The organism is Lactiplantibacillus nangangensis, assembly GCF_005405065.1.
Classification (GTDB): Bacteria; Bacillota; Bacilli; order Lactobacillales; family Lactobacillaceae; genus Lactiplantibacillus; species Lactiplantibacillus nangangensis.
On record NZ_BJDI01000023.1, the window covers coordinates 1 to 14,058 of the forward strand.

General features: G+C 45.1%; 14 protein-coding genes. All 14 read right to left on the reverse strand.

Annotation, left to right across the window (positions count from 1 at the left end; translation table 11 throughout):
• Positions 1-115: 115 nt before the first annotated feature.
• Entirely contained in the window at positions 116-1,402 is a 1,287-nt protein-coding gene (gene dltD / locus FFM70_RS13350; protein ID WP_137617340.1) for a D-alanyl-lipoteichoic acid biosynthesis protein DltD, read from the reverse strand.
• Entirely contained in the window at positions 1,399-1,641 is a 243-nt protein-coding gene (gene dltC / locus FFM70_RS13355; RefSeq protein ID WP_137617341.1) for a D-alanine--poly(phosphoribitol) ligase subunit DltC, read from the reverse strand. The genes dltD and dltC overlap by 4 nt, the downstream gene beginning before the upstream one ends.
• A 22-nt stretch (positions 1,642-1,663) precedes the next feature.
• Entirely contained in the window at positions 1,664-2,878 is a 1,215-nt protein-coding gene (dltB, locus tag FFM70_RS13360; protein ID WP_137617342.1) for a D-alanyl-lipoteichoic acid biosynthesis protein DltB, read from the reverse strand.
• Complete coding sequence (gene dltA, locus FFM70_RS13365; protein WP_137617343.1) at positions 2,875-4,401, reverse strand: D-alanine--poly(phosphoribitol) ligase subunit DltA; 1,527 nt, start codon at positions 4,399-4,401, stop codon at positions 2,875-2,877. Before dltA ends, dltB begins: the two co-directional genes overlap by 4 nt.
• 39 nt (positions 4,402-4,440) lie before the next feature.
• Positions 4,441-4,590, reverse strand: coding sequence for a teichoic acid D-Ala incorporation-associated protein DltX (locus FFM70_RS13370; RefSeq protein ID WP_137617344.1), 150 nt, complete (start codon positions 4,588-4,590; stop codon positions 4,441-4,443).
• A 30-nt stretch (positions 4,591-4,620) separates the two neighbouring features.
• Positions 4,621-5,799: a serine hydrolase domain-containing protein gene (locus tag FFM70_RS13375; RefSeq protein WP_137617345.1), complete on the reverse strand. Its 1,179-nt coding sequence runs from the start codon at positions 5,797-5,799 to the stop codon at positions 4,621-4,623.
• A gap of 68 nt (positions 5,800-5,867) precedes the next feature.
• Entirely contained in the window at positions 5,868-6,035 is a 168-nt protein-coding gene (locus FFM70_RS13890; RefSeq protein ID WP_171002382.1) for a hypothetical protein, read from the reverse strand.
• Positions 6,036-6,263: 228 nt separating this feature from the next.
• Positions 6,264-7,412, reverse strand: a complete 1,149-nt coding sequence (gene dnaJ, locus FFM70_RS13380) for a molecular chaperone DnaJ (protein ID WP_137617346.1) — start codon at positions 7,410-7,412, stop codon at positions 6,264-6,266.
• 104 nt (positions 7,413-7,516) lie between these two features.
• Positions 7,517-9,385 (reverse strand): molecular chaperone DnaK, encoded by a 1,869-nt coding sequence (gene dnaK / locus FFM70_RS13385; RefSeq protein WP_137617347.1) that lies wholly within the window; start codon positions 9,383-9,385, stop codon positions 7,517-7,519.
• Between the two features lie 38 nt (positions 9,386-9,423).
• Positions 9,424-10,020 carry a nucleotide exchange factor GrpE gene (gene grpE / locus FFM70_RS13390; protein ID WP_137617348.1) on the reverse strand — a complete coding sequence of 199 codons (597 nt, stop codon included), beginning with the start codon at positions 10,018-10,020 and terminating at the stop codon, positions 9,424-9,426.
• An 11-nt stretch (positions 10,021-10,031) separates the two neighbouring features.
• Complete coding sequence (gene hrcA, locus FFM70_RS13395) at positions 10,032-11,075, reverse strand: heat-inducible transcriptional repressor HrcA (protein WP_137617349.1); 1,044 nt, start codon at positions 11,073-11,075, stop codon at positions 10,032-10,034.
• Positions 11,076-11,228: 153 nt separating this feature from the next.
• The gene (budA, locus tag FFM70_RS13400; RefSeq protein WP_137617350.1) at positions 11,229-11,939 is read right to left on the reverse strand and encodes an acetolactate decarboxylase; all 711 of its coding nucleotides are present in this window, start codon (positions 11,937-11,939) and stop codon (positions 11,229-11,231) included.
• A gap of 2 nt (positions 11,940-11,941) precedes the next feature.
• Entirely contained in the window at positions 11,942-12,937 is a 996-nt protein-coding gene (gene ribF / locus FFM70_RS13405; RefSeq protein ID WP_137617351.1) for a riboflavin biosynthesis protein RibF, read from the reverse strand.
• Positions 12,938-12,951: 14 nt separating this feature from the next.
• Complete coding sequence (gene truB, locus FFM70_RS13410) at positions 12,952-13,875, reverse strand: tRNA pseudouridine(55) synthase TruB (RefSeq protein ID WP_137617352.1); 924 nt, start codon at positions 13,873-13,875, stop codon at positions 12,952-12,954.
• Between the last annotated feature and the right edge of the window lie 183 nt (positions 13,876-14,058).

The window sequence follows — 14,058 nt, forward strand, 5'->3', positions numbered from 1 at the left end:
CTCGTGGTTCCGACTACTACGGCCCACAGCGGACTTACACCGCCTAGTTATCACCCATGCCGGGCGCACCAAAAAAATAATCCCAACCACTAACGGTCAGGATTATTTAAACAGCCTACTGCTGTTCAAAAGCTTTGAGATTTTTTGGATTCAGTTGTTGCCAACGTTTCGTATAGAATTCATCATTGATGCGGTATTGCGGCTTCGTCAGTGATTTCTTACTCAAGAATGGATTGAGTTGTTGATCAACAGCTAACCAACCCCGCCAGCCTAAATGAATCGTGTCGGTCATAAAGTAGTCTTGACCACCATCTTGTGATAAATCGATGATGTTGTTGAAGCCTTGACTCGTCAATTGGTAGCGAATCTTTTTATCAAATTGCGCAATCATCTTCATCGACAGGCCCGTATAGTTAGACCACTTTTGATTGATTGGTGGGATGACAAACATCACATCAGTATGATTTTTAGCAAATTGATTCAAGACAAGCTGGAAATCGGCAAATTCAGGTGACTTGGTATAGTCAAGATGAGTCTGCGACTGCTTCAAACGCTTGTAGTTACGACGTAATTGGGTCTTCCAGAAGGTGTTACTAATTTCCAAACTATTAGACGTCGTCTGCCGTTTCCCAATTTCACCAGCCAATTTATCTAAATTAGCATAATTATAGTTGCCTGGTAATTGCGTTTCAGCGTGATCGACTTTACCTAAATTCTTACCCGAAATCCCAAATTTTGAGAAGAATTCGTCTTCGCTTCCAAGCACACGCGCTTTGTAATTGATGTAGGCGCGTTGCGTACTCGTTGGTTTCAAGCCAGCTGCCACGCGGGCCAGTGCATCCGCTAAAACACGGTCAGAGGACCCTGATGGCATCTCAAGCAACCGTTTAGCTGCGTAACGATCCATTTCGGTATTATTTTCTGTTTGCAACCAGTCGGTCGTTTGCAATGGTGAGTAATAATACGTAAACGCATCTTTACGCGTCCCATGTGGCACAAACCATTGTGGCGAAATTACAAAGACAGCTTTCTTATTAGTTAACTGCTTCTTAACCGATTGCATCACGAAGTATTGGGTCAAAGATTGGGTACCACGCGCCCCCAATAAGAATGGCCGGTAATTACGTTGATACTTATCTGCCAATACGGACGGATGCATCGGATCAAACCGTGACCATTCTGAAGAACCAAAGAATGGGACATAGCCATCGTCTAACGCTTGGCGTTTGACGAGCCGACCTTTTAAAACGTTCGGTGACAGTGAAACTGCTGCCTTTTTTTCAGTCGTCTGAGAGACATGATTTAATCCGAAAGAAAATGGTGAGAGCAGAACGGCCAATAATAAGATAGCTGCCAAAATAATTGGCCCAAAAATCTTAAAAAGGCGTTTTGGAACACTCATTGCATGCTCTCGACCTTAGCAACGATTTTGGCTGGTGTGTCCCATTCTGACCGTTCGAATTCTGAGACAGGCACTTCAATGCCTAATTGGCTTTGTAATTCCAATAAAAGTTGAACGGAACCCATTGAATCTAAGATTCCTTCATCAAACAAGTTGGTATCCATGTTGCCGGAAACGTCTTCCCCGGTTAAATCTTGTAAAATTGAAAGTACAGTTGCTTTTGTGTCATCCATCATAATAACTTCCTTTTTAATTTATTTTTTAATGCCGTGGCACGAACCACAGCGTGTTCAAGAATCCTGAGAAAATTAAGAAACTGAAGCAAACCACATTGAACGTCAAGAAGATCGCAAAGTATTCCGTAAACTTGTTATGTGGAATCTGTGCTTGATGCTTCTTCTTGTACCGTAACCAGGCGTCATTGATGACCATCGCGAACCCATGGAATAACCCATAGACGATGTAGTACCAAGTTTCACCATGCCAGAACCCCATGATCAACATGTTGATCACGTAAGCGACGTTGGCCGTGGTAATTCGGCTCTTAAACCACTTGTGCTTCATCATGAAGAACACTAGGCGCATGTAGATGAAGTCACGGAACCAGAAGGACAAGGTCATATGCCAACGATTCCAGAAGTCTTTAATATTCTTCGACTTGAAAGGTTGATTAAAGTTCATTGGGGTCTCAACACCCATCAAGTAACTGACCCCGACGGCGAATAAACTGTAACCCGCAAAGTCAAAGAAGAGATCCAAACTGTAGGTATACATGACCCCTAACAATGCCCACGAAAAACCGTGTGCTTGCAAGGCGGCATGTTCAACCGTTGGTAACATGACTGTCCCAAAAATATATGCTAACAAGAACTTGTATAGGAATCCAAGAAAAATGTAACGGACCCCTTTTTCCATCAGATCCAAGTACTTCGCCCGAGTCGGTACACTATCGTAATCTTTGACGAATCGCCGATAACGATCGATTGGCCCGGAAGAAATCGTTGGGAAGAACAGTAAGAACTGCCCAAACAAGATCGGATGGAATTCCTTGATCACACCATCGCGTGTTTCCATGATTGTTTGAACGACCTTAAAGGTTAAATAGGAAATCCCTAAGAAACCAATGATCGAACTTGCACCATGAGCGACCGCTGGGGTAATTTTAACCACCGCCAGCGGAATAATCGCCAGAATAACACTCACTACGAAGACCCAACCCTTGTTAGCTGAATCCTTGCGTTGACGATACATCGAGTACAACCAAACTAAACAAATTTGATAAATCAGATAAATGATCAATGCGATTCCAGTATGCCATTTTTCTCCCCCAAATGTTAAGAGTAAAAAGGCAAATGAGATGATCGATTCATAAATATGTGACCGGTGGCCGTAAAGTAATCCAATCATTAACGGTAACAGAGCAATGAAAAGTAAGATGAAGTACGTTGGGTTACCGTATGGGTCAAATGACATCATTCCGGATTAACCTCTTTCATGATCGACTTGACATCAATCTTACCGTTCGGCGTTAATGGCAAGCTTTCTTGATACACGAAACGTTGAGGAATCATATATTCCATCATCATTCCTTGTAGATCTTTTTTAATTGCTGTCGTTAAGGCAAAGTCAGTTTCAAAATCATTTGGCTTTGGCACAACGTAAGCAATCATTTGGGTCACTTTATGCTCTTTATCGTACTTCGGTACGGCTACCGCTTGTTTAATGTGTTGCTGTTGACCTAAGAAATGATCAACTTCTTCTAATTCAATTCGATATCCATGCATTTTGATCTGGAAATCGACCCGGCCACGATAACGGAACAAGCCGTCCGCGTCCATCGTGCCAATATCACCAGAATGATAAGCCCGTTGACCATCTAGCTCAAAGAACGCCTTAGCCGTCTTCTCAGGATTGTTTAAATACCCCTTGGAAACGCTTGGACCGGCGATAATCAATTCACCTTCAGTTCCAGCTGGTACTGGTTCACCAGTTTCGTCCACGACGACCATGTTGGTATCAGCTTTGGCATAACCAATTGGTAAGCGGTCAAACTTGGCTAACGCCGCATCAGTGATCTCAATCTGGGTGACCGCCACACAAGTTTCAGTGGGACCATACGTATTGAAAATCCGAGCCGCTGGGAATCGTTTCTTCAACGTTGCCGCAGTCTTATGCGTCAATTCTTCCCCACAGAATAAGAAGTGGGTCAAACTTGGCAAGTTCTCGGCGTTAAATTTTGGTTCTAGTAAACAGATGTCCATGAATGAGGGTGTTGAGACCCAAACATTAATTGGCAACGTTGGTAGTGCGGCAAATAATTGTTTAAAATCATCTGTCACGGCTTTTGGTAAGGCGTAAAGCGTGCCACCAGTGGCCAAGGTTGGATAAACATCCATCACGGATAAATCGAATGAATATGGTGGTTGTGAGAGCGCGTTTGGTTGATCTGGCAACCCAAAGTCATCACTCAGCATCCAGTTGACGTAACTAATTAAGTTATCGTGACTGATTTGAACCCCTTTAGGCTTCCCAGTCGTCCCGGAAGTAAAGATAATATAATAATTATCATCGCCACTCACACCGTGCGTTACCTCGTAGTCGACTGGGGTGGCAAAAATAGCCGCTAATTGATCAGGTGTGATCACCGGCGTCGTCCCAACCCCAGTTGGTAAGTCAGCTACCGCAATGACTGCAGCAGGTTCGGCAATTTCATTGATCATTGTTAAACGTTCATTAGGCGAATGCGTATCAATTGGAATATAAGCACGACCGGATTTGACGATGCCTAAAAAGGTTGCAATCATTTCAAAAGTTTGCCCACCAAAAACAATGATGGGCGCATTCGCTGGTAAAGCCAACGTATCCAGGTGCGCTGCTAAAGCGTCTGAATAACGTTTCAAGTCCGCATAAGTATGCGTGACACCTTGCACATCATAAACCACCTTTTCAGGTTGGGTCCGTGCAAAATCATCAATTGTTTCAATCATATTTTTGATCATCAGTAATCTCCCCCAAAAAGTGCGTTTCAGCTTTCTTAGTTAGAATTCGTTGTAAATAAATTTGGCTTGATTGATCCCACTGTAACCGTACAGGTAGACCAAGGCCAACATGATGGCGAAATAGAACACCGTCAAAGCAACGAATTGCACCACTGGCCGCTGAAACCAAATTTTTATTTTTGTGAACATGCGGTCACCTCCTAAAAATCAACATCAGTCTTAATTTAAATTACCCTTGATCAGCTCATCAAATAATTTTGTTGCTGGAATCAAACTAGAAGCGGCTGAACGATCATAGTTCGACAGTAGCACGACCGCATTTTTGCCATCGCCTGAAATTCGAACCGTTGATTCATAACCATAACCTAAGCCATGGGAACGAATGCGGGTCGGGGTTTCATTGTAGACCCCGCCGCCATACGTTCCAGTGGCTGTGCGGGTATGCAAAATTTTCACATTGGCCGCACTGATCAACTTAGCTTTCAGAATGGCACTTTCGGTGCGATAAAGATCTCCAGCACTCATGTAGACCTGACCAGTCCCAAGTTCGCCAGCCATCTGCGCCGTCGTTTCCGGTGCTAATTTTGCGTAGGTCGGTGTGATCTGGTCCTTATCCGCTTGATAACCCAGGGTCGCATTTTGACCTAACCCATCGGCCACAAAACCGGTCTGCTTGAGTCCCAACTTATCGATGATATGATGTTGGAAATACTGCTTATAGCTGTTGCCAGTCTCCTGACGAATAATCCCTGCCAGTAACAAGAAGTTAATGGAAGAATAATTAAACGTGCCCAGCTTAGCAGGGGTAAATGACGTATGCTTGACCGCAAAATCAACGACCTGTTGTTCGGAACTGGCTTTGTCGAGTGGCGTCTGTTGCCGATAACCAGTCGTCATATCCAACAACTGACGAAGCGTCGTTTTGGACGCCCCCGCTAAGTCTGGATAATACTTTGAAACTGGATCCGTTAACTTTAGCTTACCCGCTTGAACTAATTGCATGACACAAACAGCGGTAATTGATTTTTGAATCGATAAAATTTGATATTTCGACTTCGCGCCGTTCAAAATATTCTTGCTCTGATCGGCATAGCCGAAGCCTTTTTGATAGATCACTTTGTTGTTCTTAACCACGAGTGCTGTTCCAACAAAGTTACCATCTGTTAAAACTTGCGTAATTTGTTGATTACTACCCTTAGCTTCGTCAAATTTAGCTGCTTCAATTTTCGCCGCCAATTGACGGTTCTTTTGCGCAGTGCGCTTGGCTCGTTGCTGCTTCGCAACTTTTTGACGTTGCACTGCCGCCACTTGATTTGTATGGTGGACGTAAGCCATGATTCCGCCATCAATCACTATCAAACCAAGCAATAGTAACCCGAGTACTTTTATTCGTTTCACGATGCTTGACTTCCCCGTTAATTAATTTTTCTCATCCCAGTTGCCGTGACACCCCCGCGAGACAACAACTAAGACGACGTTAAGTTCAAGGAATAGTTTACCAAGTGAGACCCGTTATTCGTGGTTTGCACTTGAAAACCATAAAAGCCTGCGCGTTCGTCTTGCCAAAACCACCGTTTGTAACGGTTTTGTAACATTACCGTTGACTTGCCCCCACTAACTTGATTGAAACCCATTGGTTCACCTCCTTAATTTAGTCTAGCACCCGCAATATTATAGTTATAATATATCGAAACAGTTTAACGAAAAACCGGCCGCCAGGTAATTCAGTTAATAAACCAAGTCGCTTAGCTTTACGCTTACCAGCGTTAATCATACATTGGTTAGCCCAATCCCTCCGCTTTCAACCGAATCAAAAGTCAAAAAAAGACATGCCTATTTTCCTAGACATGTCTCAAACTAACTTAGACCCCACGAAGTTTGTCGAATAATGAACTCTTCCCATTACCAGCAACGGTCTTACCGCTTGCTTTGGCAAAAGTCTTCAGCGCTTCTTTTTGGCCTTTATTTAATTTCGTCGGTGTTTGAATCGAAACCGTGACCCGTTCGTCACCATTCCCGTTGCCACGTAGTCTAGGTGCCCCTTTACCGCGTAAACGGAAAGTGGTCCCAGTCTGCGTTCCAGCAGGAATCTTCAACTTAACATCACCGTGGACGGTCTTAACCGCCACTTCATCACCTAAAGCGGCTTGCACAAAGTCGATCGGCAACTTGAAGTAAATCGTTGCACCATCACGCTCAAACTCATCACTTGGTTCAACCCGGAAGATAATGAAGAGATCGCCGTAAGGACCCCCATTAGCGCCAGCTTCACCTTGGTTTTGTAGACGCATTTGTTGGCCTTCTTCAACCCCGGCTGGCACCGTAACTTTGATGGAATGGCTTTGTTCTGTATGACCAGAGCCACCACAAGTGGCACACTTATCCTTGATTTCTTTACCAGTCCCATGACAAACATCACAAACTTGTTGGCTCATCATGCGACCAAGTGGCGTATTCGTTTGAACTTGAATATAGCCACTGCCATGACATTTCGAACAAGTGACTGGTGACGTCCCAGGTTTGGCTCCAGAACCGTGACAAGTCTCACATTGTTCCTCACGGTTGTAAGTAATATTGGTCTTCTTACCAAAAATGGCATCTTCAAATTTCAAGGTCATCTCATACTGTAAGTCACGACCTTGTTGTGGCGCGGTTGGGTTAGCCCGACGACCAGCACCACCACCGGCACCCCCAAAGAATGAACTAAAGATATCTTCGAAGCCACCGCCGCCAAAACCACCGAAGTCTTGACCGCCAAAGCCGCCAGCACCGCCGCCGAAGCCTTGTTGTTGACCACCAGTTGAACCGAATTGATCATATTGCGCCCGTTTTTGCGGATCACCTAATGTTTCGTACGCTTCATTGACCGCTTTAAACTTGTCTTCAGCGCCAGGTTCATGGTTCAAATCGGGATGGTACTTTTTTGAAAGCTTCCGGTAAGCTTTTTTGATTTCATCCTGACTGGCATCTTTTGCAACACCCAGAACCTTATATAAATCTTGTTCTGCCATTGTAACCTCCTAATGATCCTTAATAAAGTCTCATTAATACTAGCATAGTTGACGCAAAAAGCCAAAGCCGCGCGGCCTTGGCTTTTTGATCCAACCGGTAAATTTTACTTCTTGTCCTTATCTTTATCTAAGTCTTCGAAGTCGCCATCGACGGTATTGTCATCGCCTTTAGCATCACCCTTGTCATCTGAACCAGCAGCACCAGCGGCACCTTTAGCATCGCCTTGAGCTTGTTGGGTTTGTTGATACAATTTAACTGATAAGTCTTGGACGATCTTGTTCAAGTCGTCTTTCTTGGCTTTCATTTCTTCAACGTTGTTGTCATCTTGAGCTTTCTTCAAAGCATCACGGGCATCTTGAGCCTTCTTGACTTCTTCGTCAGAAACTTTACCTTTAAGTTCCTTGAGCGTCTTATCCGTCGTAAAGATCAATTGGTCAACTTCATTCTTCAAGTCAACTTCTTCTTTACGCTTCTTATCAGCATCTTCGTTTTCTTTGGCTTCCTTGACCATTTGATCGATTTCTTCGTCAGAAAGACCCGATGAACTCTTGATGGTGATCTTTTGTTCTTTGTTCGTGCCCATATCCTTCGCAGAAACGTTCACGATCCCGTTCTTATCAATATCGAACTTAACTTCGATTTGAGGAACACCACGAGGGGCAGCAGGAATGTCAGTCAATTGGAAACGACCCAACGTCTTGTTGTCAGCAGCCATTGGCCGTTCACCTTGTAAGACGTGAATATCAACAGCTGGTTGGTTATCAGCAGCCGTTGAGAAGACTTGTGACTTGCTAGTAGGAATCGTCGTGTTGCGATCAATCAACTTAGTGAAGACACCACCCATGGTTTCAATCCCAAGTGATAATGGGGTGACATCCAAGAGGACAACATCCTTAACATCACCAGTGATGACCCCACCTTGAACGGCGGCACCTAAAGCAACAGCTTCGTCAGGGTTGATTGAATGGTTAGATTCTTTGCCAGTCCACTTTTCAACTGCTTCTTGAACGGCTGGAATCCGAGTTGACCCACCGTTTAAGATCACAACATCCAAGTCAGAAGCTTGTAAGTTGGCATCCTTCAAGGCATTCTCAACTGGAATCCGAGTCTTTTCAACTAAGTCTTCCGTTAATTCATTGAACTTGGCACGTGTTAAGCTTTGTTCCAAATGTAATGGACCATTGGCACCGGCAGAAATAAATGGCAAGCTGATATTTGCTTCGGAAACCCCTGAAAGGTCCTTCTTAGCTTTTTCAGCAGCATCCTTTAACCGTTGTAAGGCCATCTTATCTTGTGACAAGTCGACACCATTGTCAGCTTTGAAACCGGCAACTAACCAGTCAATGATCTTTTGGTCAAAGTCATCACCACCAAGATGAGTATCCCCATTGGTTGAGAGAACTTCGAACACACCGTCGCCTAATTCCAAGATGGAAACATCAAAAGTCCCACCACCAAGGTCATAAACTAAGATTTTTTCATCTTTGTCGGTCTTATCCAAACCATAGGCTAAAGCTGCAGCTGTCGGTTCGTTGATAATCCGTTCGATATTTAAACCAGCAATTTTACCAGCGTCTTTAGTCGCTTGACGTTGGGCATCGTTGAAGTAAGCAGGCACGGTAACAACTGCTTTTTCAACCGTATCGCCTAAGTAATCTTCAGCAAACCCTTTGATGTATTGTAAGATCATCGCAGAAATTTGTTGTGGCGTATAGTCTTTACCTTCAATATTAACTTTGTAGCCGGCTTCACCCATATGACGCTTGATTGAAGCAACCGTATTAGGGTTAGTGATAGCTTGCCGTTTGGCAACTTCACCAACTTGAGTTTCGCCATCTTTAAATGCAACCACTGAAGGAACCGTCCGGCCACCTTCTGGAGTGGTAATAATCTTTGGTTCGCTACCTTCGAGAACGGCAACTGCAGAGTTAGTCGTCCCGAGGTCAATCCCGATAATTTTATTACTTGCCATAAATTAACAAACCTCTTTTAAATTTATTTTTTAATTAATTACTGAGCCACAACAACCATTGCTGGTCGTAAGGTCCGGTCTTTGAATAAATACCCTTTTTGTAAAACCTGCACGACGGTTTCAGCCGGATGATCCTTATCCGCAGGAACCGTTTGAACGGCCTGGTGAATAGTTGGATCAAAGGTCTCACCGTCAGCAGCAACTTCGGTGACACTATGCTTTTTCAGGGCTTCTTGTAAATGCCCATACACCATCTCGACACCCTTCTTCAACTGCTTAGCAGTCTCATCAGTGGCTTCGGTGGCTAAAGCACGTTCCAAGTTATCCAACACTGGCAAGACGTCTTTAGCTAACGTTTGACCATCATATTTGATGATCGACGCTTGCTCTTTCTTAAAACGATTTTGCATGTTGACTAACTCAGCCTGTGCCCGCAACAACTGGTCGTCTTTGGCGGCCAATTGTTTGGTCAGGTCAGCGATTTGCGCTTCCTTAGGATCAACTTTTTTTGCTGTCTTTTTAGCCTTTTCCGCTGGTTTAACCGTCGCTGAATCAGCGGCGGACGTTGCAGCTTGACTAGCAGCACTTTCAGTTGGTTCTGTTGTGCTAGTTGGTTTTTTTGCCAATGATTTCATCTCCCTGTCCGTCACTCGTCAAAGTACCGGTAATAATCTAACAGTTTACGGGCCAGTTCACGTTGGAACGCACCCATCAGACCAATCATCCGTGAATATGGCATGGCAGTCGGCCCAAGCAAGGCAATAATTCCTTGTCCGTGCTGATCCACATCATAAGTCGCGGTAATCAAACTGTAGTCTTTCAATAAATCGTTGGTGATCTCATTACCGATACGAACCTGAATGTGTTGACCCGGTGAGCCAATCACGTTGGCCAAGTTATCCGTCTGATCGAGCAATGAATATAATGATCGCATTTCTTTCGGATCCTGCAAGCTGGTATAGTTAAACAAGTTTAACTTGCCACCTACATAGAATCGTTCGGAAGCTGCCTTGGACAATACACTGCCAAAAATGTCTAAGAAGCCATCGGGATCTTGCAAGTAATGCGACAATTTCAATGGAATCTCTTGTTGTAATTTTGCCAGGACGTCTTGTAACGGCAGGCCGATCAATTGGTCATCAATAAATCGCACGACGGGTTCGAGCTCATCGCCCGAAAGATCGTTTGGAATCGTAAACGTCTGATTCTCAACGTCACCGTTGTTCGTCACCAGAATGGCCATCACTTGATGATTGCCAAGTGGGACTAAACGAAAACCGCTGAGCCGACTGTCTTTCAATTCCGGCCGCAACGTAAACGTGGTATAACTTGTCAATTGTGATAAGATATCCGCTGATTGCGCCACGATCTCATCGATTTTATGAAATTCACCACCCAACGAATGTTGAATGACCTTCAAGTCACGATTATCCACCTTTTCTGGGGTTAAAATATGATCAACATAATAACGATAACCCTTAATCGATGGAATCCGACCAGAAGATAAATGCGTTTTGACGATTAATCCCAAATCTTCAAGTCGCGCCATCTCATTACGAATGGTCGCCGAGCTGACCTTCATTGGCAACTCTTCGACTAACGATTTGGACCCAACTGGGTTACCGCCTTCGGTATAGTCACGGACAATGGCCTTCAAAATTAGGCTTTGTCGTTCAGTTAACGTGATCATCACCTCTTTTTAGCACTTAACTTAATGGAGTGCTAACACAATTACTAATATAACAACCTCACCCCTTAAAGTCAAGGAAAGACAAAGTATTTTAGCAAAATAATTAGCCGAGTGCTAAAAATGCCCACGACTGATTAGTCATAGGCATTCTGGTTAACGTTCCGCTTGATTGATGGCAGCATCAATCGTCGCGTTATCAAATTTTTCTGTTAAATAGTCGGCATTGTCAATTGGCAAATGCACTTGAAAATCAGCAAAATTTTGGACCTTTAATTGTGCTTGATCGATTTCAAAATCCAGTAGATGACCACCAAGTTGATGATCCGCACTCAAAAAATGCAAATGGAACCCACCAACGGTCGCCCCTTGGAACAAGTGCGGTGCAAAGTAACCGATAATGGTCCCTTGAACATTAGTGCCTTCAAATTCCGGTTGCTTGGCGGTTGCCGCGACCAAGGACTGATAAGGTTTCACCTGATGTGGGGCGACCCGCGTTTTGATGTGCTTAAATAGCCCATCAACGCGAACGGCCGCAAAGACATTGGTCAGCTGATAGTCAGCCTGTACTTGCTGTTGAAACGCCGCTTGGTTGAGTTGTTGCAACTTGGCCGTGTGCTGGGGCGCCTCAAAGTGTACCGACGCAAACGGTAATGTTTCAGTCGCGTCAATTTCACGGACTTGGCCATCTTCACGCGCTTGATAGGCGTGACCATCTAGAATAATGACTTCGCCATTTAACCCGTCCAATGTCCCGATACCCGTATCACCATGCGTCAACAGTTCACCGGCCGTAATCGTCCCGTCGTACAATCCAGGAACTAATAAGCCTAAAGTCCCATGCTGGAAAATCTTGCTTGTTGCCATCATTAGTCCTCCTTATCAGTCAACAAGGCCGACCATAATCGCGGTTGCGCGTGAAATGGCTCCCGGTCATAATAGGCCCGTGTCGCTTGTTCATCTTGCTGTAACTGTGTCACTAACCCCGCCGCATCGGCGAACTTGATCTCGCCACGCATGCGATGCCCCCAACGAATCGTGAGGTCTTGACCATAAATATCACCACTAAAATCCAACAAATAAATTTCAACGGTAATCGGGCGATCATCACCAAAAGTCACATTGCGACCAACTGACGCCATGCCCATGACCCAGCGACCTTGCACATAAACCATCGTCGCATAAGTACCGATCCCCGGCACCCGCGTGTTGTTGCTATGTGCCACATTGGCCGTTGGAAAACCAAGCGTACGCCCACGTGCTTCACCATGGACGACCTTGCCAGCAGTCTCATATTGATAGCCCAGTAAGTCATTGGCTTCATCAATCTCACCAGCGTCTAAAGCGGCACGAATGCGTGTCGAGCTTATTTTTTCAGTGCCATCAACAGCTTTGGGCACTTCGATAATCTCAAACCGATCATGACCGTACGCGTTTAGCCGCTGCATATTGGCAATCTCAGCGGGACCATAAGTATAATCAAAGCCCGCCACCACCGTCTCGGTATGCAGCCCCACAATCAGGTCATCGACAAACGTTTGTGTTGGCATTGACCCAACCGCCGCGTCAAAATGTAAAACGTACAAAATGTCAACGCCCATTTCAGCCATGAGCGTCTCTTTTTGTGTCACCGTGGTTAAGTAACGAACATGGTCAGGGTCCGCCTGTTGAAAGACCACGGATGGATGTTGATCAAAGGTCATCGCCGCTAGCTTAGTCCCAGTTGTCTGAGCTGTTTGCCGAGCGGTCGCAATGACCCGTTGGTGCCCGCGATGCACACCGTCAAAGAATCCCAGTGCTAATGTAACCGCACCAGCCGGAATTTGACGCGCGATATCGGGGTAGCTTAAATTAATCACCTGCATGTCACAAAAACTCCTTAGTCAACTGAGAACATCTTAAATGGCTTGTAGCGTTGTTCTTCAGTCCGATAACTATATAAACATTTTATGCGGTTTTGATACGTTAATGCAACCATCGTGTTCGCATCCGGATCAGATTGTTGGCCTTCAGCCGCCAACAACCAAGCCCCGTTCTTCACGCGGGCCCACTGTGCGTCAGTCAATGCAACTTGTGGGTAATGCGTCAATGCCTTTTCAATCGGCGCCAAGAGCTCATCGGCCGTCCCGCTCGCTACTGCGGCTTCAATTTGTTCAAAAGTCACGGTTTCAGGCAAGGTGAACCCGCCACTTTTTAGCCGCGTCAGATCACTCATCACGGCGGGGACACCTAATTTTTTACCAACATCGACAGCTAGTGTGCGAACGTAGGTCCCTTTGCTACAATCGACGGTAAAGTAAATCGTCTGCGTCTTTTTTGCTAGATCGTAAGTTGCTGCCTGGCGTTGCACAAAGCGATCAATCTTAATTTGTCGTTTAGGACGTTCCACGGTTTCGCCATGGCGCGCATAGTCATAGAGCCGGCGACCATTGACCTTGACTGCCGAAAACATCGGTGGAATCTGAGTGATTTCACCCGTCATCTGTGCTAATGCTGCATCGATTTCAGCCGCACTAAACGGCGTCTCGATCGCCTGCCGGTCGATCTCGTCACCTTCCAGATCTTCAGTCGTCGTGGCAAAGCCCAACGTAATGCTACCTTGGTACTGTTTGCCCGAAGCCACTAGGAATTGAACCACCTTGGTCGCGTTCCCAATACAAATGGGCAAAACGCCATCAACACCGGGGTCTAGGGTCCCTGAATGCCCCACTTTACGAGTCTGATATAACCGTCTAATTTTTGCCACGCAGTCAAAACTCGTTAAGCCACGTGGTTTATATAATGGTAAAATTCCGTTTGGCATAAGATTTACTCCTTAAAATTAACTTTTTTCAGTATACCACATCCACCCGCCACGACACGGATTGAATCGCTAACCACGCCTCATCTCAGCAACACTAGTGACCTAACGTAAGCAGTAAATAAGATGACGTATTTTATGGTCTCCATATTCTTGATATCCTTAGGTTATCAAAGTTATGGAGGT